The 21,633-nt window shown below is 55.4% G+C and carries 26 protein-coding genes, 2 tRNA genes and 1 rRNA gene; 5 read left to right on the top strand and 24 right to left on the bottom strand.

Annotated features, from left to right (window positions below; all coding sequences use genetic code 11):
• Window positions 1-107: 107 nt before the first annotated feature.
• The 3 genes from SO058_RS07420 to hprK all read right to left on the bottom strand — a co-directional run bounded on the left by SO058_RS07420 (window position 108) and on the right by hprK (window position 2,766).
• Window positions 108-1,028 (bottom strand): ROK family protein, encoded by a 921-nt coding sequence (locus tag SO058_RS07420; protein ID WP_320842355.1) that lies wholly within the window; start codon window positions 1,026-1,028, stop codon window positions 108-110.
• A complete protein-coding gene (locus SO058_RS07415) occupies window positions 1,025-1,768 on the bottom strand; it encodes a phosphatase (protein ID WP_320842354.1) in 744 nt (247 codons plus the stop codon). The genes SO058_RS07420 and SO058_RS07415 overlap by 4 nt, the downstream gene beginning before the upstream one ends.
• Window positions 1,769-1,833: 65 nt before the next feature.
• Complete coding sequence (hprK, locus tag SO058_RS07410; protein ID WP_320842353.1) at window positions 1,834-2,766, bottom strand: HPr(Ser) kinase/phosphatase; 933 nt, start codon at window positions 2,764-2,766, stop codon at window positions 1,834-1,836.
• Between the two features lie 212 nt (window positions 2,767-2,978).
• Here hprK and rpmB point away from each other — a divergent pair, with 212 nt between their 5' ends.
• The 4 genes from rpmB to SO058_RS07390 all read left to right on the top strand — a co-directional run bounded on the left by rpmB (window position 2,979) and on the right by SO058_RS07390 (window position 6,484).
• Window positions 2,979-3,167, top strand: coding sequence for a 50S ribosomal protein L28 (gene rpmB, locus SO058_RS07405; RefSeq protein ID WP_320842352.1), 189 nt, complete (start codon window positions 2,979-2,981; stop codon window positions 3,165-3,167).
• A 74-nt stretch (window positions 3,168-3,241) separates the two neighbouring features.
• On the top strand, window positions 3,242-3,934 hold the full coding sequence (locus SO058_RS07400; protein WP_320842351.1) for an AzlC family ABC transporter permease: 693 nt from the start codon (window positions 3,242-3,244) through the stop codon (window positions 3,932-3,934).
• Complete coding sequence (locus SO058_RS07395; RefSeq protein ID WP_320842350.1) at window positions 3,931-4,260, top strand: branched-chain amino acid transporter permease; 330 nt, start codon at window positions 3,931-3,933, stop codon at window positions 4,258-4,260. Before SO058_RS07400 ends, SO058_RS07395 begins: the two co-directional genes overlap by 4 nt.
• A gap of 73 nt (window positions 4,261-4,333) precedes the next feature.
• Window positions 4,334-6,484 (top strand): Tex family protein, encoded by a 2,151-nt coding sequence (locus SO058_RS07390; protein WP_320842349.1) that lies wholly within the window; start codon window positions 4,334-4,336, stop codon window positions 6,482-6,484.
• A gap of 41 nt (window positions 6,485-6,525) precedes the next feature.
• Here SO058_RS07390 and SO058_RS07385 read toward each other — a convergent pair whose 3' ends face one another.
• The 13 genes from SO058_RS07385 to SO058_RS07325 form a co-directional block, all read right to left on the bottom strand.
• On the bottom strand, window positions 6,526-7,218 hold the full coding sequence (locus tag SO058_RS07385) for a YoaK family protein (RefSeq protein ID WP_320842348.1): 693 nt from the start codon (window positions 7,216-7,218) through the stop codon (window positions 6,526-6,528).
• Window positions 7,219-7,303: 85 nt separating this feature from the next.
• Window positions 7,304-7,705, bottom strand: coding sequence for an ATP synthase F1 subunit epsilon (atpC, locus tag SO058_RS07380; RefSeq protein ID WP_320842347.1), 402 nt, complete (start codon window positions 7,703-7,705; stop codon window positions 7,304-7,306).
• Between the two features lie 3 nt (window positions 7,706-7,708).
• Window positions 7,709-9,106, bottom strand: coding sequence for a F0F1 ATP synthase subunit beta (gene atpD, locus SO058_RS07375; protein ID WP_320842346.1), 1,398 nt, complete (start codon window positions 9,104-9,106; stop codon window positions 7,709-7,711).
• A gap of 28 nt (window positions 9,107-9,134) precedes the next feature.
• Entirely contained in the window at window positions 9,135-9,998 is an 864-nt protein-coding gene (gene atpG, locus SO058_RS07370; RefSeq protein ID WP_320842345.1) for an ATP synthase F1 subunit gamma, read from the bottom strand.
• Window positions 9,999-10,032: 34 nt separating this feature from the next.
• The gene (gene atpA / locus SO058_RS07365) at window positions 10,033-11,538 is read right to left on the bottom strand and encodes a F0F1 ATP synthase subunit alpha (RefSeq protein WP_320842344.1); all 1,506 of its coding nucleotides are present in this window, start codon (window positions 11,536-11,538) and stop codon (window positions 10,033-10,035) included.
• A gap of 16 nt (window positions 11,539-11,554) precedes the next feature.
• Window positions 11,555-12,097, bottom strand: coding sequence for an ATP synthase F1 subunit delta (gene atpH / locus SO058_RS07360; protein WP_320842343.1), 543 nt, complete (start codon window positions 12,095-12,097; stop codon window positions 11,555-11,557).
• Window positions 12,098-12,104: 7 nt separating this feature from the next.
• Window positions 12,105-12,605 carry a F0F1 ATP synthase subunit B gene (atpF, locus tag SO058_RS07355; protein ID WP_320842342.1) on the bottom strand — a complete coding sequence of 167 codons (501 nt, stop codon included), beginning with the start codon at window positions 12,603-12,605 and terminating at the stop codon, window positions 12,105-12,107.
• Window positions 12,606-12,650: 45 nt separating this feature from the next.
• Entirely contained in the window at window positions 12,651-12,920 is a 270-nt protein-coding gene (gene atpE, locus SO058_RS07350) for an ATP synthase F0 subunit C (RefSeq protein WP_320842341.1), read from the bottom strand.
• A gap of 46 nt (window positions 12,921-12,966) precedes the next feature.
• Complete coding sequence (locus SO058_RS07345) at window positions 12,967-13,698, bottom strand: F0F1 ATP synthase subunit A (protein ID WP_320842340.1); 732 nt, start codon at window positions 13,696-13,698, stop codon at window positions 12,967-12,969.
• Between the two features lie 3 nt (window positions 13,699-13,701).
• Window positions 13,702-14,088, bottom strand: coding sequence for an ATP synthase subunit I (locus SO058_RS07340; protein ID WP_320842339.1), 387 nt, complete (start codon window positions 14,086-14,088; stop codon window positions 13,702-13,704).
• A complete protein-coding gene (locus SO058_RS07335) occupies window positions 14,085-14,342 on the bottom strand; it encodes an AtpZ/AtpI family protein (protein WP_320842338.1) in 258 nt (85 codons plus the stop codon). Before SO058_RS07335 ends, SO058_RS07340 begins: the two co-directional genes overlap by 4 nt.
• Window positions 14,343-14,651: 309 nt before the next feature.
• Window positions 14,652-15,062: a hypothetical protein gene (locus tag SO058_RS07330; protein ID WP_320842337.1), complete on the bottom strand. Its 411-nt coding sequence runs from the start codon at window positions 15,060-15,062 to the stop codon at window positions 14,652-14,654.
• A 98-nt stretch (window positions 15,063-15,160) separates the two neighbouring features.
• Window positions 15,161-16,291 (bottom strand): D-alanyl-D-alanine carboxypeptidase family protein, encoded by a 1,131-nt coding sequence (locus SO058_RS07325; protein WP_320842336.1) that lies wholly within the window; start codon window positions 16,289-16,291, stop codon window positions 15,161-15,163.
• Between the two features lie 120 nt (window positions 16,292-16,411).
• Between SO058_RS07325 and SO058_RS07320 the strand changes: the two genes are divergently transcribed.
• Complete coding sequence (locus SO058_RS07320) at window positions 16,412-17,350, top strand: AEC family transporter (protein ID WP_320842335.1); 939 nt, start codon at window positions 16,412-16,414, stop codon at window positions 17,348-17,350.
• Window positions 17,351-17,399: 49 nt separating this feature from the next.
• On the opposite strand, the gene SO058_RS07315 is transcribed toward SO058_RS07320, so the two are convergent.
• The 8 genes from SO058_RS07315 to SO058_RS07280 form a co-directional block, all read right to left on the bottom strand.
• Window positions 17,400-18,152: an exodeoxyribonuclease III gene (locus SO058_RS07315; RefSeq protein WP_320842334.1), complete on the bottom strand. Its 753-nt coding sequence runs from the start codon at window positions 18,150-18,152 to the stop codon at window positions 17,400-17,402.
• A 4-nt stretch (window positions 18,153-18,156) separates the two neighbouring features.
• Window positions 18,157-19,323 carry an aminotransferase class I/II-fold pyridoxal phosphate-dependent enzyme gene (locus SO058_RS07310; RefSeq protein WP_320842333.1) on the bottom strand — a complete coding sequence of 389 codons (1,167 nt, stop codon included), beginning with the start codon at window positions 19,321-19,323 and terminating at the stop codon, window positions 18,157-18,159.
• 8 nt (window positions 19,324-19,331) lie between these two features.
• On the bottom strand, window positions 19,332-20,057 hold the full coding sequence (locus tag SO058_RS07305; protein WP_320842332.1) for an alpha/beta fold hydrolase: 726 nt from the start codon (window positions 20,055-20,057) through the stop codon (window positions 19,332-19,334).
• Between the two features lie 7 nt (window positions 20,058-20,064).
• Complete coding sequence (locus SO058_RS07300) at window positions 20,065-20,535, bottom strand: VOC family protein (protein WP_320842437.1); 471 nt, start codon at window positions 20,533-20,535, stop codon at window positions 20,065-20,067.
• Between the two features lie 2 nt (window positions 20,536-20,537).
• Window positions 20,538-20,945: a GNAT family N-acetyltransferase gene (locus SO058_RS07295; RefSeq protein ID WP_320842331.1), complete on the bottom strand. Its 408-nt coding sequence runs from the start codon at window positions 20,943-20,945 to the stop codon at window positions 20,538-20,540.
• A gap of 117 nt (window positions 20,946-21,062) precedes the next feature.
• Window positions 21,063-21,179, bottom strand: a 5S ribosomal RNA gene (rrf, locus tag SO058_RS07290).
• A gap of 77 nt (window positions 21,180-21,256) precedes the next feature.
• Window positions 21,257-21,331, bottom strand: a tRNA-Glu gene (locus SO058_RS07285).
• A 73-nt stretch (window positions 21,332-21,404) separates the two neighbouring features.
• A tRNA-Lys gene (locus tag SO058_RS07280) sits at window positions 21,405-21,480 on the bottom strand.
• Window positions 21,481-21,633 lie beyond the last annotated feature (153 nt).

Raw genomic sequence — 21,633 nt, 5'->3', positions numbered from 1 at the left:
CGAAACCCGGGATAATACGGAAAGTATATCACCATATTCGACTGTTTTCAATGGGAAACCAGCCTTTTCGCCGCATTTGTAATATTACAAATTGCAATATCCGCATTTTACAGCATCGCAGCGCCGATCAGCCCGGCGTCGTTTCCCAACGCCGCCAGTACGATCCGCGTATTTTTTGTTTCACAGCGGAACGTTTCCGGGAATGTCAGGCGGCGCAGCGGCTCGATCAGCTTTTCGCCGTAGCCTGCAAGCCCACCGCCCAAAACGATACAGTCTGGTTGGAAGATATTGATCAGATTCGCCAGACCGCACGACAAATTCTGGCAATATCCCTCAAAAAGTTCGATAGCCAGCGCATCGCCCGCGTCCACCGCATCGCAGATCATCTTGGCGTTTAAGTGTCCCTTATTGATGGACAGTACACTCTCCCGTCCCGCATCCAGCGCCCGCTCGGCAAATTTAACAAAATGCGAAGCCGACGCATAAGCCTCCAAGCAACCCTTTCTGCCGCAGTTGCATGGTTCCCCGCCCTGCCGGATGACCATATGGCCGATTTCTCCCGCAATATCATTGCAGCCGGCATACAGCTTTCCGTCGATCACAATGCCGCCGCCGACACCCGTCCCCAGCGTTACCATGAGCATATGGCGCTCCCTGCTGCCAGCGCCCGCCGTCGCCTCGCCCAGAGCGGCGCAGTTCGCATCGTTATCCAGCTTGACCGGGCAGGAAAACTCCGGCTGGAACGCGTCTCCGAACATCACGTCCCGCATATCCAGATTGGTACCGAAAATCAGGCGGCAATTCGCCTTGTCCAACGAGCCCGGCAAACCCAGACCGATACTGCTGACTGTATCCGGGGCAATCCCCTCCATCTGGCACAGCCGCAGAGCGAGTGTTTTCATGCCGCCGCGCAGGCCGTCCGGGTCACCGACCGGCGTTGGGACGCTGTCCCGTTGCAAAATGGCGCCGCCATCATTGCAAAGCGCGGCTTTGACGCTCGTACCACCCAGATCAATACCGATCCTCACGATCCCGTCCCCCTGTTCTCCCACAGCATAATGTCGCGCGACCGGAAGTACGCGTCCAAACGCTCCATGCTGCTGTTGATCACCAGTTCTTCCGGAAATCCGATCTCGGCAAGCATTGCGAGCGCGCCGTCTACGCGGCCGACCATATACTCGATATGCGCATCGCTGCTTACCGCGACCGGCACCTCATATTTCCTGCACAGCCGCGCGATCTCCGCGCAGTTCTCCCGGCTGCCTTTTCGAATGCTCAGCGAGTTGTTGTTGATCTCGACGATCTTACCGCAATCGTTGCATTGCCGGATGATATATTCCATATCGAATTCAAACGCCGCATTGCCAAGGTGTCCGAATGCATTGACATATGGATTATGCAAAATCGCCTCCAACGCAGCCGTGTGCACCGCACGGGTCGAAGGCGGGAACAGGCACTCATGGAAAGACGCAAGCGCAAACTCCACCGAACGCAGGCTTTTGTTCGCCATAAAATTTATGCCGCCCGCTGGAGCGGTAATATCGAATTCAATGCCGCGGATCACGGTCACACCGTCTATCTGCCGCGGGATTAGATCCATATTGGCAAAATGCCATTCATGCGGACCATCCGGGTTGGTCGGTCCGTGATTGGTGATCGCGATTGCTTTCAGCCCGGCGGCTTTCGCACCGCGCACCATTTCAGACAGCGTACTGAAAGCATGTGCGGTTACGCTGGTATGCGTATGCAAATCTGCAATGATATTCACAAAACATCTCTCCTTTAAAAATGGCGAGGCCGCTTACGCGGCTTCGCCAATCTGCCCGTGCCGTATTAGTTGCCGTACTGTTTCAGCATGCGCTCCTGCAGTTCTTTTGCCGCGTTAAAGCCCATCTTTTTCTGGCGGTTGTTCATTGCCGCGACCTCGATAATGACCGCAAGGTTGCGGCCGGGCTTGACCGGGATCGTCAGCGACGGCACCGAGATGTCGAGAATCGAGGTGGTCTCCCCTTCGAGACCCAGGCGGTCGTACTGCTTGCCGTCCTCCCACGGTTCGAGGTTGATAATGAGTTCTACCTTTTCCGTCATCTTGATCGAGCCAATACCGAAGATGCGGCGCACATCAACGATTCCTATGCCGCGTAGCTCGATAAAGTGACGGATGACCTCGGGCGCCGTGCCGACAAGGGTCTTGTCCGATACACGCTTGATCTCCACCGCGTCGTCCGCGATCAGGCGGTGCCCACGCTTGACCAGCTCGATCGCGGTCTCCGATTTACCGACGCCCGAATCGCCGAGCAGAAGCACGCCCTCGCCGTAAATCTCGATGAGCACGCCGTGCAGCGTGATGCGCGGCGCAAGACTGACCTTAAGCGACGCAATGATCGCGCTCATGATTGTCGAGGTGAACTCATTTGTGCGCAGGACAGGGACCTTGTATTTTTCGGCGGCTTCCCGGCACTCGGGAAATACGTCGATATTTCGTGAAATGATCATGCATGGGATACCGGTGGCGAACAGCCGGTCAAAGCACGCGCGGCGCTCTTCCGGCGCCATTTTTTCCACATAGCTCGATTCAACCTTACCCATGATCTGGATGCGGTTGGGATCGAAATAATCAAAAAAACCGGCGAGCTGCAAACCGGGGCGGCTCACATCGTCCTTGGTGATTTCCACCTTTTCAAAGTTTTCGGGGCCGTAGACCACCTCAAAGCTGAATTCTTGTACTAAATCGCCCAGGCTGACGCCGAATTCCTTTAACTGCATAACTGAAAGCTCCTCTCCGCCGAAGCGGCTGCATTCCTCAATTGATGCCTTTATTATACCCTGATTCCCCCCTGTTTTCAATGCTTTTCCAGCACCAGCGCGGATTTTTCGGGGCACATACTTTTTTTGAGAATTTTTCTTGCAATTCCCCGGTTCGTGTGGTAATATAATATACGTTACGCAATAAGCACAAGAGAAGGAGGTGCAGGAAAATGGCAAAGTGTGATATTTGCGGCAAGGGCGTGACCTTTGGTATTCAGGTCTCTCACTCTCACCGACGTTCCAACCGTACATGGAAGCCGAACATTCGTCGAGTGAAGGCTCTGGTCGAAGGTACTCCCCGCCATATCAACGTATGTACTCGGTGCCTCCGCTCCGGCAAGGTTACCCGCGCCGTCTGATGCATTTCGTATCCCACGTTGAATAATTTGAGGCGCTCTGCTTGCAGGGCGCTTTTTTATTGGGTGATGCCTTTATGAAACAAGCTCTGCGCCCCGCCTTCACCGCGACAGTCCCGGTGCTGTGCGGCTACTTATTTATCGGCTTCGCGTTCGGCGTCATGCTGCGGGACGCGGGCTTTGCGCCCGGCTGGGCGTTTTTGTCAAGCCTTACGATCTATGCCGGTTCTGGCCAGTACCTGCTCGTATCGCTGCTCGCCGCGAACGCTTCGCTCGTCACCGTCGCGGTGATGACGCTGCTGCTGAACTGCCGTCATATCTTCTATGGCCTTTCTTTTCTCGAGCAGTTCCGCGAAATGGGAAAGGCCATGCCCTATATGGTCTTTTCTCTCACCGACGAGACCTATTCCCTGCTCTGTTCGCTTAAAACGCCGGAAAACGTCGACCCGAACGCCATGCGCTTTCTAGTCGCGCTCCTCGATCAGAGCTATTGGATCTTTGGCTCGGTTATCGGTGCGATTATCGGCGGCGTTTTGCCCTTTGATTCGACCGGTATCGATTTTGCCATGACCGCGCTTTTCGTCGTCATTTTTATCGAACAATGGAAAAGCGCCAAGCGCCACCTGCCTGCTTTCATCGGGCTCGGCTGCGCCGCGCTCTCGCTCGCGGTGTTTGGCGCGCAAAAATTTATTATGCCCGCGCTGCTGCTGATTTCAGTGCTGCTGCTCGTATTCCGCCAAACCATTGAAAGCGGGGTGTCCGAAGCATGAGTTTTTCCCGCACGCTGCTCATGATTTTAATTGCCGCAGCTTGTACGCTCGCCACGCGCGCCATCCCTTTCCTCGTATTTGGCGGCAACAAGGAAATCCCGCATTGGGTGCGTTATCTCGGCATGGCGTTGCCCCCTGCCGTTATCGCGCTGCTTGTGGTATATTGCGTCAAGGGCGTCAATTGGCTTGCTTTCCCAAACGGTATTCCGGAACTAATCTCGATCGCCGTCGTCGCCGTGCTGCACCTGTGGAAACGCAACAACCTGCTTTCGATCGGCGCGGGCACTGTGCTATACATGGTGTTGGTTCAGGCTGTATTTATTTAAAAAAACAAAAGGCATGGTTTACCATGCCTTTTGTTTTTGGTAAAATAGGGGTAGTCATGAAAAGGAGTAAGTTATGGAAACGATCCTTCAAATACTGGCGCGTGAACTAGGCCAGAAAGAGCAATATGTGGAAAACGTGGTGCAATTGCTGGATGAGGGCAATACCGTGCCGTTTATTGCGCGCTACCGCAAAGAGCTGCACGGCACAATGGACGACCAGCTCATTCGCACGTTGGCCGACCGGCTGGCTTATCTGCGCAGCTTGGACGAAAAACGCGCCGACATTTTGGCCTCCATCGAAGAACAAGGCAAGCTGACTGCTGAACTTGCAGAAAGAATCGCGGCCGCGCAAACGCTTGCCGCGCTCGACGATCTATATCGCCCGTACCGTCCCAAACGCCGCACCCGCGCATCGGCGGCGCGGGAAAAAGGGCTGGAACCGCTTGCCGCGGCTCTGCTGGCCGCCCGTGCGCCGTCCCCCTCCATGGAGGAATTGGCGCTGCCCTTTGCCGATGCGCAAAAGGGCGTGGAAAGCGTGGAGGATGCGCTCGCAGGCGCGTCCGATATCATTGCAGAAGACCTTTCGGACGACGCGGGCGTCCGCGCCAAGCTGCGTGCGCTCCTCCGGCGCACCGGGGTGCTGCATACCGTCGGTGCGGATGAAGAAGACACAGTCTACGCCATGTACCACGATTTCTCCGAGCCGGTCTCCAAATTGCAAAGCCACCGCGTGCTTGCCATCAACCGCGGCGAAAAAGAGGGCAAGCTAAAAGCCACACTGACGGTCGACGACGCGCAGGCGCTGATCGAGCTGAACCGGGCTGTTCTTCATCCCAAAAATCCATTTTGCGACGCGCTGCGCAAGACCTGTGCCGACAGCTGGAGCCGACTGCTGTTTCCCTCGCTCGAACGGGAGCTGCGCGGCGAACTGACCGACAAGGCTAATGAGCAGGCCATCCGCACGTTTGCGCTCAACCTGCGCCCGCTGCTGATGCAGCCGCCGGTGAAAAACCGCGTGACCTTAGGCTTTGACCCCGCCTACCGAACGGGCTGCAAGCTCGCCGTGGTCGACGGCACGGGCAAGGTGCTGGAAACCGGCGTCATTTATCCTACGCCGCCGATGAAAAAGATCGACGAGGCCAAGCATTCCATGAAGCGTTTGTGCGACAAGTATCACATCACTTGCATCGCCATCGGCAACGGTACGGCGAGCAAGGAAAGCGAGCTCTTTGTGGCCGATTTTATACGGGAATATGGCGGCGGCATTGAATACATGGTCGTTTCCGAAGCCGGCGCGTCGGTCTATTCCGCTAGCAAGCTGGGCGCGGAGGAATTCCCGGAATTTGACGTTTCCCTGCGCTCGGCCGTATCCATTGCGCGGCGGCTGCAAGACCCTTTAGCCGAGCTGGTCAAGATCGACCCCAAGGCCATCGGCGTTGGCCAGTACCAGCACGATATGCCGCAGACGCGCTTGTCCGAGTCGCTTGACGGTGTGGTTGAGGACTGTGTTAACGCGGTCGGCGTCGACCTGAACACCGCTTCCCCCGCGCTGCTTATGCGTGTGGCCGGTGTATCGGCCGCAGTCTCTAAAAATATCGCGTCTTTCCGAGATCAAAACGGACGGTTCGACAGCCGCAAACAGCTTTTGAAAGTCAAAGGGCTCGGCCCCAAGGCGTTTGAGCAGTGCGCGGGCTTTCTGCGCGTGCCGGAAAGCGAAAACCTGCTTGACCGGACCGCCGTACATCCCGAGTCCTATGCCGCCGCGCAAACGCTGCTCACGCTATGCGGCTATACTGCCGAGGACGCCGCAAGCGGCAAACTGGCAGAGCTTTCTTCGCGGATCGAACAGCTTGGCCGCGAGGAGACCGCGCGGCGCTGCGGCGTGGGCGTTCCCACATTGCTGGACATCGCCTCCGAGCTGCAAAAGCCGGGGCGCGACCCGCGCGACGAACTGCCGCCTCCCATGCTGCGCTCGGACGTTTTGGATTTCAATGACCTGCAGCCCGGCATGAAGCTCAAGGGCACCGTGCGCAATGTAGCGGATTTCGGTGCGTTTGTCGACATCGGCGTGCATCAGGATGGACTGGTGCATATTTCCCAGATCTGCGATAAGTTTATCAGGCATCCGTCTGAAGCTGTCACGGTCGGCGATATCGTCGAGGTCACCGTGCTTTCGGTTGACCCCAAAAGCCACCGCATTTCGCTTTCCATGAAGCAGGCATAATCAAAACAAGGCGCGGCCCTTTTGAGGCTGCGCCTTGTTCTTTATTCCTCCGGGTCTTCCCGTTCTTCTTCAATAAACATTACGCCGAATACAATAAGCAGCAGCACACAGGCAAGAAGCAATGCCTTTTCAGCCAGAAAACAGGTTGCAAAGCTGCCCAGCACCGCGCCGGCAATGAAAAACAGGATGATAGAATAATACCGCGCCATCTTGTTCGCCGCTCCGCGTTCGCCGGTCTGCCGCCAAATCACAAGCTGTTCGGTGCCCGATCGGAGGTTTCCCGTGCACATCGTGGTCGCAAACGCGCTACCCCGTACCTTGCGAAAGGTTTGAACCTGAAGCGCGCACACAAAGGAAATCACGATATTCACTGTCATATTCATTTGCTGGGGCAGAAATGCCGCCATTGCCAGCAGCACCACCTCGGCCAATATAATAATCTGCCGCCAGTGGATGTTGATATCCTGATTCTGCCGCCGCTTATACCGCCCCTTGACCACCTCGGCCACCACCACGCCGAGCGCGAACGCCACAATCGGAAGCAGGTAGGTCAGCGCGCGCAGCCACTCGCCGTCCGCTGCTTTGATGCCAAGCAGCACGATATTGCCCGTTTGCGCGTTGGCAAACACCCCGCCGCGGCAGAGATAGGTGTAAGCGTCAAAAAAGCCGCCCGCCACGGCAAGCAACGCGCCCAGCAGCATGGATTCCGACATCTGCCCCCGTATCCGCTTCATCCGTCTGTTCCCTTTCCCATTGCTTTTTGCCCATTATACCAAAAAAAGCCGTCCGTTTCAATCAAACGGGCGGCTTTTCTGGGTTTTACTTATCCTCTGCGATGCGCAGGCGGTTGACCGCCTTTTTCAGCTTGATCTGCGCGAGATCCTGCTCATGGTCGCTCTCCTGCTGCTGCAGCCGCAGGCGGGCGCGCTCGGCGGCCTCGCGGGCGCGGTTGATGTCGATCTCGTCAGCCCACTCGCAGGTGCGCGCAAGCACGACGGTCTGTTCTTTCGATACGTCGACAAAGCCGCCCGAAACTGCAGCGACGCGCTCTTCCCCGTCCTTGATGACGGTCAGCCCGCCGATGCCGAGCGCCGCGGTATACGGCACATGGCCGGGCAGGATACCCACGTCGCCCTGCGTAGTGCGCACGATGATGCGGTCGACCTCGCCGTCGTAAAAGCTGCGCTCGGTCGTCAGCACTTTCAGGTGAAAGGTAGACATGCCTTACGCCTCCTTCTTCGCCTTCTCCACAACCTCGTCAATAGAGCCCGCGAACAGGAACGCCGATTCGGGCAGGTCGTCATACTTGCCTTCGAGAATTTCCTTAAAGCCTCGCACGGTCTCGTTAACCGGCACATATTTGCCCGCCATGCCCGTGAATTGCTCGGCCACGTGGAACGGCTGCGACAGGAAGTTCTGGATCTTACGCGCGCGGGCGACTGTCAGCTTGTCCTCGTCGGACAGTTCATCCATGCCCAGAATCGCGATAATATCCTGCAGATCCTTGTACTTCTGCAAAATGGACTGCACGGCCCGCGCGACCTCGTAGTGCTCGATGCCGACGACCTCGGCCGTCAGGATGCGCGAGGAGGAATCCAGCGGATCCACCGCAGGGTAAATACCCATCGACGCGATATCGCGCGACAGGACGACCTTGGCGTCCAAATGCGAGAACGTCGTCGCAGGCGCAGGGTCAGTCAGGTCGTCCGCAGGCACGTAGACCGCCTGAACCGACGTGATCGAGCCCTTCTTGGTCGACGTAATACGCTCCTGCAGCGCGCCCATCTCGGTCGCAAGGGTCGGCTGGTATCCAACTGCGGACGGCATGCGCCCCAGAAGCGCGGAAACCTCCGAGCCCGCCTGCGTGAAGCGGAAGATGTTGTCGATAAACAGCAGCACGTCCTGACCCTCCACATCACGGAAATACTCCGCCATGGTGAGCCCAGAAAGCGCCACGCGCATACGCGCTCCGGGTGGCTCGTTCATCTGGCCGTAGACCAGCGCGGTTTTGTTGATAACCCCGCTTTCCTGCATTTCGTTATATAGGTCGTTACCCTCGCGGGTGCGCTCGCCGACGCCGGTGAATACCGAAATGCCGCCGTGCTGCTTGGCGATGTTGTTGATCAGCTCCATGATAATGACCGTCTTGCCGACGCCCGCGCCGCCGAACAGGCCGATCTTACCGCCCTTGGCGTACGGCGCGATCAGGTCGACGACCTTGATGCCGGTCTCCAGGATCTCTGTCGTAGATTCCTGCTCCTCATACGAGGGCGCGGGACGGTGGATCGGCCAGCGCTCATCGCTCTGAACGGGTTCCTTTTCATCCACCGGCTCGCCGAGCAGGTTAAAGATGCGGCCGAGGTTGCCCGAGCCGACCGGTACTGTAATCGGTCCGCCGGTGTCGACCGCTTTCATGCCGCGCACGAGGCCGTCGGTCGACTGCATTGCGATGCAGCGAACCGTATCCTGGCCGATGTGCTGTGCGACCTCGAGCGTGACCGTGCGGCCCTCTGCCTCGATGGTAATTGCATTGAGCAGCTTGGGCAGCGCGTCCGCATCGAATTTAATGTCCAGTACCGGTCCAATGATCTGGACGACGGTACCAATATTCTGCTCACTCATTGGCATAACTCCTAATTTCGTGATTTCGCTAGCCGACCTGACCCGCGCCGGCGACAATCTCGGTGATCTCCTGCGTGATCGCGGCCTGACGTGCACGGTTGTACGACAGGTTGAGATTCTCGATCATTTCGCCCGCGTTATCGGACGCAGCCTCCATCGCCATACGACGCGCGGATTGCTCTGAGCAAAAGCTCTCGACCACCGCGCCGTACAACACGCCGTATAGGTATTCGGGGATAATCGCCTCAAACACCGCCTCGGGAGAGGGATCGTATTCGGTCAGCACAGTTGGCTCCTGTTTTTCCTCCTGCTCCTTCTTTTCAAAGCTTGCAGGCAGCAGTTGAATACATTTGGCCTCCTGCTGTAAAGGCGACAGGAACTCAGTATAGCACAGGAACACCTCGTCGACCTCCCCCGCGCGGAACAGCTCAATCAGCCGCGCCACGATCGGATGGGTGTCGCTAATCTTGAGCGTTTCCGCAATACCCGGGAAATCCTCCACGACTGGCCACGGGCGCTTCGCATAGTGCTCCTCCGCTTTTTTGCCAATCGTGATCACGCGCGCCGATTTGCCCGCCATGTGGGCGGCGGCCAGCTTGAAGATATTGGCGTTGTAGCCGCCCGCCAACCCGCGGTCGCCCGCGACAACCAGATATAGACTGTTTTTGACCTCGCGCTTTTTGGTGTAGACCGAATCATCCTCGCGCGTGGCCGATGCCAGACGTGTGATCGTTTCGTACATCGTATTAAAGTACGGGCGGGCACGCAGCGTGCGCTCCTTGGCGCGCCGCAACTTGGAGGAGGCAACCAGCTCCATCGCCTTGGTGATCTGCATGGTCGACTGCACGCTGCGAATGCGGCGCTTAATGTCTTTCATATTGCCGGAAGCCATCGGTTCAGCCCTCCTTCCTTCCGAACTAGTTTATTTAATGCTCGGACAGGAACTTGGCCTTGAACTCGTCAATGGCCTGATCCAGCTTCTGCTTGATATCATCATCCATTTTGCCGGTCGCGCGGATGGTTTCCGGGATGTCGCCATAAACACCGTCGACGAACTCGAACAGTTCTTTCTCAAACACGCCGATCAGATCGGTCGGCACGTCGAGCAGCTTGCCCGAAATAACTGCATAAATGATAATGACCTGCTTTTCAACCGGAATCGGGCTGTTTTGCGGCTGCTTGAGCACCTCGACAATGCGTGCGCCCTGTTCCAGACGCTTCTTAGTATCCGCGTCAAGATCCGAGCCGAACTGCGAGAACGCCTGCAGCTCGCGGTACTGCGAATACGCGAGTTTAAGCGTGCCCGCGACCTTTTTCATCGCCTTGATCTGGGCGTTGCCGCCGACGCGTGAAACCGAAATGCCGGGGTTTACCGCCGGACGGATGCCCGAGTTGAACAGCTCAGTCTCAAGGAAGATCTGGCCGTCGGTAATTGAAATGACGTTGGTCGGAATATAGGCCGACACGTCGCCCGCCTGTGTCTCAATCAGCGGCAGCGCGGTCAGCGAGCCGCCGTCTGCAAGGTTCGCCGCGCGTTCGAGCAGACGGGAATGCAGATAGAAAACGTCGCCGGGGTATGCTTCACGTCCTGGCGGACGGTGGAGCAGCAGGGAAAGTGCACGGTAAGCGACGGCGTGCTTTGACAGATCATCATAGATCACGAGCACGTCCTTACCCTTGTGCATAAAATATTCGCCGATCGAACAGCCGGAATACGGCGCGATATATTGCAGCGGCGCAGATTCCGACGCGGTCGCCGCGACAACGATGGTATAGTCCATCGCACCGTTGGCGGTCAGCGTCTCCACGACCTGTGCAACGGTCGAACGCTTTTGTCCGATCGCCACATAGACGCAGATCACGCCCGTGCCTTTCTGGTTAATGATCGTGTCGAGGCAGATCGCGGTCTTGCCGGTCTGCCGGTCACCGATGATCAGCTCGCGCTGTCCGCGACCGATCGGGATCATGGAGTCGATCGCCTTGATACCGGTCTGCAGCGGCACATTCACAGGCGCGCGCTTGATGATACCCGGCGCCGGGCATTCGATCGGCCGCGCCTCACTCGTGTTCACCGGCCCTTTTCCGTCAATCGGTGCGCCGAGCGCGTCGACGACGCGGCCCAGCATAGCTTCGCCGACCGGCACTTCGACAATGCGGTTCGTCCGCTTGACAGTATCGCCCTCACGGATGTTTTGATCAGAACCCAGGATAACGGCGCCCACAAGGTCCTCCTCGAGGTTTTGGGCCATGCCGTATACCCCGCCGTCAAATTCGAGCAGCTCGCCGGACATGCAGTCCTCCAAACCGTGGATATGCGCGATACCGTCACCCACCGTCACGACCGTGCCGACGTTCGTCAGCTTGATCTGGGACTGGTAGTTTACGATCTGCTCTTTGATAATGTTACTGATCTCTTCGGGGCGTAATTCCATAAAGTCACCTACTTCCTTACGCTATTGTATTGGTAAGCTGCTGTGCAAGCTCTGTCAGCCGGGTACGCAGGCTGGTGTCAAACTGTTTGTTGTTCACCTTGACCACGATGCCGCCGAGCAGCGCCGGATCGACTGCGGTCTTCAGCACGACCTGCTTGCCGGTCACAGCCGCCATTTTGTCACGCAGTTTCGCAACAAGGGCTTCGCTCATAGGCGCCGCGGTGACCGCACGCACCTCAACGATGCCATTTTCAAGATAATAAAGATCCTTATAGGCCTCACACATATCTGAAATTAGGCCAATACGGCCTTTTTCGGTAATAAGCATGAGGAAATTGAGCAAATATGGTTCGATACGCCCATCAAACACGTTTTTTAAAACGGTCTGCTTGTCCTCGAACGCGATAGACGGTGTTGTCAGCACCTTTAAAAAGTCGGGCTGCGCCTCAAAAATGCCGCTTACGGACAACAGCTCTGTTAGAAACTGCTCATCCTTGCCCACGTCTTTCGCGACCTCGTAGAGCGATAGCGCATAACGCTCGCTGACTACATTAGCCATGCTATGCTCACCCCACCTTGTCGATGAATTCTTCGATCAGGCGCTCATGGTCGGCCTCGTTAATGTCGCGTTCGACCACCTTGGAGGCGATCATGACCGACAGGCCGGCGATCTCGTCCTTGATCTCATTCATCGCTTTCTGGCGTTCCATGGTGATATTGGCCTCTGCTTTTTTCACCATGGCTGCCGCCTGCTGTGAGGATTCTTTCAGGATCTCTTCGCTGCGCACAGTCGCGCGGCGGGTAGCGGAACCGACGATCTCGGCCGCCTCCTCCTTGGCTTTTGCCAAGCGCTCGGTGTATTCGGCGCGCAGGCTTTCCGCCTCGGTCTGTGTCTTTTCCGCAACTGCATACATATTCTGCACTTCCTCCTGCCGCGCGGCCAGCATCTTACGAACCGGCTTAAAGAGGAATCGCTTTACGATCAAAAATGTGATCAGCGTATTGCAGATCGTCACGACGATCTCCCACGGTGTGAATCCTACAAACGGCAAAACTTTATCCAACAAAGGCTTTGTCCTCCTTCCTTTCTGGAAGTTTTATTTGCCGTCCTATCAGAATTTGCCGCCCTTAAAGTCAACAAACGGGTTGGCAAACAGCAGGATCAGCGCGACGACCAGCGCGTAGATACCGGTCGATTCGGCCATCGCGATACCAAGGATCATTGTGCGGGTAATATCGCCCTGCGCCTCTGGCTGGCGACCGATCGCCGCACACGCCTGACCGGCGGTATAGCCTTCACCAATACCAGGGCCGATACCGGCGATCATCGCGAGTCCCGCGCCGAGGGCGGACATGCCTGCTACAAATGCTTTGGAATCCATAATTTTTTCCTCCTGAACATGATTAGGATGATATTGTTTTACCGCGTCAGTCCGTGCTGCGCGCGTCGCCGACGTAAGCCATCGTCAGCATACTGAAGATGAATGCCTGCATCGCCGAGGTGAACAGATCAAAATATAGAGATAAAACACCCGGCAGGCCGACCTGCAACAGCGGCACCGGCAGGAAACTGAGCAGCATATTGCTCAAAGCGCTCAGCGCTCCGAGCAGCAGCGTTGAGATGACCAGACCGCCCGCGATATTGCCGAAATGACGAAACGACATCGCGACCGGCGTCGCCACCTCGCTGAGCACGTTGAGCGGCGCCATTATGAACACCGGCTCCAAAAAGCCTTTCAAATAACCGCCAAAGCCGTTAAACTTGATTTTGTTGAACGTGATCAGGAAAAACGTAATGAGCGCCCAGCCAAGCGTTGTGTTCAGGTCGCCCGTTACCGGACGCATGAAGAACAGCGAGGCCATTGAACCGCAGAACGAGAACATTAAAAGTGTCGCGATATAGGGTGAAAAACTGCGGTTTCCCGCTCCCATCGTGCTGTCGACCAGACTGTCGATCATCTGCACTGCTTTCTCTGCAAGCGCCTGCTTGCCGTGGGGCACCTTTTCCATCCGGTGCGTCAAAAACATGCACAGGAACAGAATGAACAACATGACGATCCACGCGTTCCGCATGGTTTCCGTGATCGGCTGCCCGCCAATCAGCGGAATGCCTTCCGGAAGTTCCCACAGTATTTTAGGGCCGGTGATTTCAACTCCCATGCGTTACCCTCCTTTCCTCGGAAATAAATTGGCACATACCAGAATGACCTTGGGAAAAAACAGCGGCAACACCGCTGCCAGCGGATTGATAAACGGAAGCTTGATGGCCAGAACCACCAGGATGCCGGTCAGCACATAGCGGAAGATATAGCCCTTTCGGACGATCCGAATACCCCGTTCGGGCGGGAACAGCGTCGCCTTGACGGCGTTTTTCCCGATCATCCGGAACAGCGTGAGCGAATATGCCGCGCCTAGCAGCAGGCTGAGCGCTGTGCGCACGCCTCCAAAGCCGAACAGCGTCAGCGCGCCGAATGCGATCAGCAGCAACGGTACAAAGCCGCGCGCCAGCCGCACAAGCTCCTGACGGACGATTTCCATGCCTTCTTTCAAGGCTTGTCCTCCTCACGCTCTCTTTGGCGGGCTTTTTTCTCGGTCATACGCAAAAAATCGCGCAGCCCACAGGCCGCGACCGCGACGCCGAGCAAAATCCCGCCGATCACCACGCCGTTTCCCCATCCGAATTTATCCCGCAGCCAAAGCGAGAAAAATGCGAACAGCACAGGCGGCATGACCAGCGTGACGCCCACCTGTGTAAAGTATACCAGATAGCGCAGCGCCGACCAGTCTGTTTTCCTTTTTTTCAACCGCATCCCCCCAAGGGAAATTTGATGTTAAAGAGCGCATCCGGAATTTTGCAGCATGCGAAAAAGCCAGACTGCCCCCTATCCCACACATCAGCTTTATTATACCGAATTCCACCAAAAAGGGAAACACTTTTTATCACGAATCCATAAAAATTTTTCGTCTTTTCTCGCGCTATTATGCAAACCGCATAAAACATTTTTACACTTTTTAGCGATTTAGCCGATTGACGAATTTGGAAAAACCTGTTTTCCAGAAAAATAAAAAGCGTTCCAATACGGAACGCTTTTTATTAAACTAAGTATTCTTTTTTATAGGAACCGCTTCATACCCTCGGTCGCCTTTGCTGCATCCTCACTGAGCGAAACCGTAAAATTGACGCTGTGCTTCTGCGAAAACGCATCGAGCCCGTTCAGGAACGCTTCTGTCTCAGCAACGTCCTTGGTACCCGCGATTTTGTAAAGGCCATCGATAAAAATGCGGGTAATATCATAGTTGCCGGCATGGATACCGCACACAAAGCCGAGCAGGCTGTTATAATCCTGCACTGCATAGTCGGACGCATCGATCAGGCGGGCATCATGCGAGATGTCAAATGTGAGCTTGCTGCCGCGCGAAATGCAAACCACGCTTCCTTTTTCTTCTTTTACTGCGGCGTTGACCTGGTCGATCAATTCCTTGGTCTTGCCCGATCCGGTGCCGCCAATGATAAGTTTTACCATTTGTATTCCTCCCAACCTTTGAGGTCGTTATAAGTGTATCATAGTTTGCCCAAAATCACAAGCACGTTTTCCAAACTTCCCGTGAAATTATCCAAATTTTATTCACCATTTGTCAGGCTGTCGAAGAAAGCGGTAAACAGGTCGCGCAGCCCTTTTGCCTCGACCGCTTCGGACGCGTAAAGCGGCACCGTGAGCAGCGTTTCGCCGCCCGCATCCCTAACGGTCAATTCGCCCAAATGCTGCCCCCGCTCGACTGGTGCGGCCAGCGTTTCCGGCAGCGTGACCTCGGCCGACATCTCGGCCATCTTAGCCTTTTCCACGATCAGCTCACCCTGATCCATCGCGGGCATCACGCTGTCCGCGCGTCCCAACGTCACCGGAATGGGCTGAAGCACATCGGCGGGCGGCGTGTAAGCCGCGAAGTTGGCAAAGCCGTAATTCAGCAGCGCGGTCGCCGCCGCCATGCGGTCTTCTTTCGTTGGCGCGGCCATCACCACCGCGACGATCGAGAGTCCGTCCCGTTCGGCACTCGCCGAGATGCAGAAACCAGCCTCGGATATGTAGCCAGTCTTAAGGCCGGTCAAACCCTGATAGCTTTTTAGCATCTTATTGGTGTTGGCCAGCGCGAATTTGCCGCCACGGATGCTGTCCATCCAAATTCCGGTGTAATCTAAAATCTTCGGATGCTTCAGCAACTCGCATGAGATCAGCGCGAGGTCGCGCGCCGAGGTCAGCGTCTTCTGCCCCATGCCGTCCAGACCGTTCGCGTTAATAAAGGTCGTGTTTTGACATCCAAGTTCGGCCGCGCGCGCATTCATCTTCTCAACGAATGCCGCTTCCGTACCCGCAAGATGCTCGGCGACCGCGACCGCGCAGTCGTTCGCCGAGCCGACCGCAATCGCTTTTAGCATATCGTCCAGCGGCATCTGCTCGCCCGGCTCGAGCCATATCTGCGTGCCGCCCATCGAGCAGGCGTATTCACTGCCCGTAATCATGGTATCGAGCGTCACGTCGCCCCGTTCCAGCGCCTCCATCGCGAGCAGCATGGTCATAATCTTGGTTACGCTCGCCGGCTGCAATTCCTCCTCGGCGTTGTATTCATAAAGCATCTGTCCATTCGCGGCATAAAGTGCGGCGGATTTCGCGGAGAGCGTCCCCATCTCCGGCAAAGCCAACGCGGATTGCAGCAGGAGCCCCAGGCAAAACGTAAGGCAAACGATCTTCTTCATCCGATCTTTCCTCCTTTTTGTTCAGCCTATGCGTTTTTCATCTGAAACATGCCCTCCGGGAAATTGACAAATTTGGCAATGCATCGTATGATTGATAAGGTTGCACAATGGAGGGGTTTTATGTTCACAAACAGCTTTCTGGTCCTACAGCAGATCATCGTGATGTTTTTACTCATCGCGGTGGGCTTTTTATTGTTCCGGCAAAAAATTTTTGATAACCACATCACGCAGAATATGTCGCTGCTACTGAATAAATTTATCATACCAATGTGCATTTTAAGATCGTTCCAGCGCCCGTTCGACGCGGAGCTTGGGTATTCCTTGGTCATGATCTTCGTTTGCGGCACCGTTCTGTTTTTGTTATCCATCGTGATTATAAACCGGATATACCGTCCGGAAAAAATGGCGAACTTCGCCGACCGTCGCGTGGCCGCCGTATTGACCAACAATGGGTTTATGGCGCTGCCACTGCTCGAGGCCATGTTCGGCACGGACGGCGTTTTCCTTGGCTCGGCGCATATCGCCTGCATGGCGATCGTGCTATGGACCTATGGGATCAATCAGCTTTCCGGCGGCAAAGAGGGCTTTGGCGCAAAAAACATCTTCTGCAATCCCGCGATGCTGGCGACCATCGGCGGTTTTATCCTGTTCTGCTCGCCGGTCAAGCTGCCGGAGGTGGTGTTCCGGGCTGTCGACTTCATGGGAGATATCAACACGCCGCTCGCCATGTTTGTGCTGGGCTGTTTTCTGGCGCAGACCGACCTCAAAAAGTGCTTTGCCGATAGGACTGTTTGGCAGCTTTCTGCCGTACGTCTGCTGTTTGTCCCTGCCGTAAGCATCGTTTTGCTGCTGTTTGTCCCGCTGAACACGATGTCCAAGCTGACGCTGCTCACCGGCGTGGCGGCGCCCTGCGCTATCGCCTCGGCCATGTTCGGGCAGATCTACCATACGGATTACTTATTCTCCACCCGCGCCATCACACTGACTACCATCCTATCTGCTTTCACGCTGCCGTTCTCCATTGCCGTGCTTGAAAGCCTGCTACGGCTCATCGGATGAGAAACGAAAACGCGCACTGCTTCATGCAGCGCGCGTTTTATTATAGGCCTTAATCTTCGATCTCAATTAACACCGGACAGTGATCCGAGCCGAACACATCGGACAAAATCCCGGCTTGCCTCACTCTGTCTGCAAACCGGTTCGATACGAGGAAATAATCGATGCGCCATCCAGCGTTCTTTTCACGTGCCTTAAAACGGTAACTCCACCAAGAATACGCGCCCGTCAAATCCGGGTAGAACGCGCGAAACGTGTCGGTAAAGCCCGCGGCAAGCAGCTCGGTCATCTTCTGCCGCTCATCATCCGAGAAGCCGGCGTTTCGGCGGTTGGCCTTCGGATTCTTCAGATCGATCTCCTCATGCGCGACATTCATATCTCCGCAAATCACAACGGGCTTGCTCTCGTCGAGCCTGCACACGTAAGCGCGGAACGCGTCTTCCCACTGCATACGGTAATCCAGCCGCTTGAGTTCATCCTGAGAATTTGGCGTGTATACCGTGACCAGGTAAAAACCGGGATATTCGGCGGTGATCACACGCCCCTCATGGTCGTGCTCGTCGATCCCCAGACCGTTTGAAACCCGGAGCGGCTGCTGTTTGGACAGCAGCGCCACGCCCGAATAGCCTTTCTTGTCCGCTGAGTTCCAATACGTATGGTATCCCACGATCTGCGGCGCCTGTTCCGGCTGCAGCTTGGTTTCCTGCAGGCACAGCACATCCGGCTGCTGTGCTTCTATAAATTCAAAAAATCCCTTGCCCACGCAGGCGCGCAAGCCGTTAACGTTCCAGGAAATCAGTTTCATTCGGTTATCCTTTCAAAATCCCGCTTTTTTCGATGCGCCGAACCGCCTCGCGCATACGCTCGGGCGGCACGACCAGCGCAAAGCGTACATAGCCTTGTCCCCGCGCGCCAAAGCTGTCTCCCGGCACGCAGATGACACCGGTCCTGTCCATCAGCGCCATGGCAAATTCGACAGATGAAGCAAAATGCTCCGGGATTTTTGCCCAGACAAACATCGTGCCCTTGGCGTCAGGCACGTCCCAGCCGATCGCACGCAGCCCGCCGCACAATGCATCGCGCCGCTCCATATAGCCTGTCCGGTTTTTTAAAACAATATCCTGCGGGCCGTTCAGCGCCGCCACCGCACCCGCCATGACGGGATAAAACATGCCGTAATCAATCTGCGAGCGGAACGCGCGGAATTTTGAAAGCACTTCGCTGTTGCCCAGCGCGAACGACACGCGCATACCGGTTAGGTTATAGGTCTTTGAAAGCGAGTTAAACTCAATGCCGATTTCCTTTGCGCCGGGCACAGAAAGGAAAGAAATCCCTTCCGTACCATCCAGTAGCAGGTCGGAATAAGCATTATCATGGATGACAAGCAGTTCATGCCGCTTTGCAAACGCCACCAGTTTTTCATAAAACTGGATATTTGCGGTCGCGGTCGTCGGATTATTGGGATAGGATACAATGATCGCTTTGGCGCGGCTCGCCACGTCATCCGGAATATCGGCAAAATCCAGCACCCAACCGTTTTCCTCCCGCAGGGGATAAAGGCCGATCGTCGCACCTGTCATCATCGGGCCAAAGGAGAAAATCGGATAGCCCGGATCGGGCGCAAGCACCAAATCATCAGCGCCCGCGAAAGCAAAGCCCACGTGCGCGATCCCCTCCTGCGAACCACAAACAGCCATGATCTCCTCGTCACGCAATATAACGCCGTAACGCCGCCGATACCAAGCCTGCACCGCGTCCAGCAGCTCCCGTGTTTCGATCAGCGAATAACGGTACTGCTCCGGGGCGAGCGCCGCACGGCTAACCGCTTCCATCACATGCCGATCTGGCGCAAAATCCGGCGTGCCGATCGATAGGTTAATTACATCCTTGCCGCTCGCTAAAAGCTGCCGCTTTTTCTCATCAAGCTGATTGAATATATTGCTTTCGGCGCTCTCGCCGGCTTTGATAAACTGCATGTTGTCCTTCATCTTCCCATCAAAAATTCTATGACCGTGCGGTTAAAGCGCGCGGGCTGTTTTTTGGCTACAAAATGGTCGCCATCGCGGAACACCTCGACGCGGCAGTCCGGAATGCGCGACGCTATTTCCTTAGTCTGTTTGTCCCGTATCAAATCATGCTCGCCCACAATGATGAGCACAGGCATGGAAAGGCGCACCAGATCGGGCATCGAAACGCCGTATGGATGCACCATCAGACCGAGCACATCGCGTTTGTGCGCCGCCTTACGGCCGAACCGCCCAAACACGCTCAGCAATCCGTATACCGGATAAAGCGGTAGTTGTACCGCAGGCTTGATCCCACGGAACATCTCCACATTTGCCCCGTTCAGCACCAGTTTTGCGACATACTGCGGATTGGCAAGCGCAAATTTGATTGCAAGATTTCCTCCATCCGAAAAGCCCAAAATATGCGCTTTTTGAATGTGCAAAGCGTCCAGAACTGTTTTCAGGTCTTCCGCCATCACTTCAAACGATAAGCCTTGCCCGCCGCTGTCCGACTGTCCGTGTCCCCGGCTGTCGATCGCGATAACACGGAAAAACTTCGTGAATTCCGGGATCTGGGCCTTGAAATACGAGCTGTCCTCCCCATTCCCGTGAAGCAGCACCAGAGGGAAACCCTGCCCCTCATCATAATATGCAATACGTGCGTCTCCGCACAAAATAAACTGCGGCTCCAGCCCGAATATCATAATGTGCTCACTCCATACCGTCCTTACAGTCTTCGATAAACTTAATCGGATGCTGAATGATCTCCGCCGTCTGCTCTGGCGAGTATCCCTCTTTTAAATACCGCTTCGCAATCACTGCCATCGACTCTCCAATTTCAATCATATGCCAGTCGGGGTCATAAATACGCACCACGCGCTGCTGCCATTCATGTTTTTTCGGCGGATGCACCAGTTCGATTTCAGGATGCCGGCGCAGGCGATCCAGAAACGCCTCAAAATCGTCGACCTCAAAATATAATTCCATATTGTTCGATTGGTGCAGCACAGTGGTTTTCGGAATGCCAACCAGCCAGTCAAAATCCTGCTGCAACGCAAAGCCTCCCGAAAGTGTGACGTTTTTTCCCAGATCCATCACGACTTTCTGATCGAACAGCTCTCGGTAAAACTGTTTAGAACGCTCAACATCCCGTACTGCGATCAGCGGCAGTTCAAATTTGATCGTCATGGTGTTTCCTCCGTCATAATCATCATTGGCGTACTGCCGGTGGCAGTAAAGCCATATTGTTCATAAAACGGAATATTATTAGGATCATCGGCCAGCAGTAGCAAATATAGGTATCCTCTATACTTTTCTTTCAAACGCCTGACTAGCTCTTTTCCGATTCCATGCCCATGGTATGCAGAATGGACAAGCACATAATGCGCGTACGCGGTCAATTCCCCATCGTCTATTGCGTTCACCAAGCCGACTAGACGGCTGCCATCCCACGCAGAGATCACTGTATCACTGCCATTGAGCGCCTTTGCCAGACGCTTCGGGTATTTCCCGGAAAGCCAGCCGACAGACAAAAACAAGGCCTCCACCTGTTCGGGTGTAAAGCACTTATCTTCCCGATAAGAAATCGTCATGCGTGTTCCTCCTAGTATGAGTTGCAATATTATCATAGCACAAATTCATTTATCCGACAATCCTCAAGGTATTCTGAAAAAGAAAAAAGCAACAACCGAAGTTGCTGCTTTTTCCAGTGTGCGCGTCGAGTTATCTTTCCGGGCCGTCGCCAGCCAAGTATTGTCACCGTAAATGAGCTTAACTACTGTGTTCGGAATGGGAACAGGTGTACCCTCATCACCATTGACACGCACTATATATGAGAAACGCTTACGCGTCTTCTCCCTTTGTATTTCGCATACCCCGCCGCCTCTTCACCATACAAAATAAATGGTGACCCGTGGGGGAATCGAACCCCCGTTTGCGGCGTGAGAGGCCGCCGTCTTAACCGCTTGACCAACGGGCCATTTCGCGGCTTGCCGGTATGCTCGGCACCCTGTGGGATCAAACTTGCCGTCCAATCCCACAGCGCACCTCTCTGGTACACCATCACGGGCTCGAACCGTGGACCCACTGATTAAGAGTCAGTTGCTCTACCAACTGAGCTAATGGTGCATTTCCAAGGAATATACCCTGAAAACTGAACAAGAACTACTTGCAAGCTATAAGAGTTTGAGGTTACCTCTAATAATGAGGTCAAGCCCTCGGCCTATTAGTATCAGTCCGCTGCACGTGTTACCACGCTTCCACTCCTGACCTATCAACCAC

It is taken from the genome of Agathobaculum sp., assembly GCF_034098985.1.
Taxonomy (GTDB): Bacteria; Bacillota; Clostridia; order Oscillospirales; family Butyricicoccaceae; genus Agathobaculum.
This window is presented reverse-complemented; position numbering and strand designations above follow the sequence as displayed.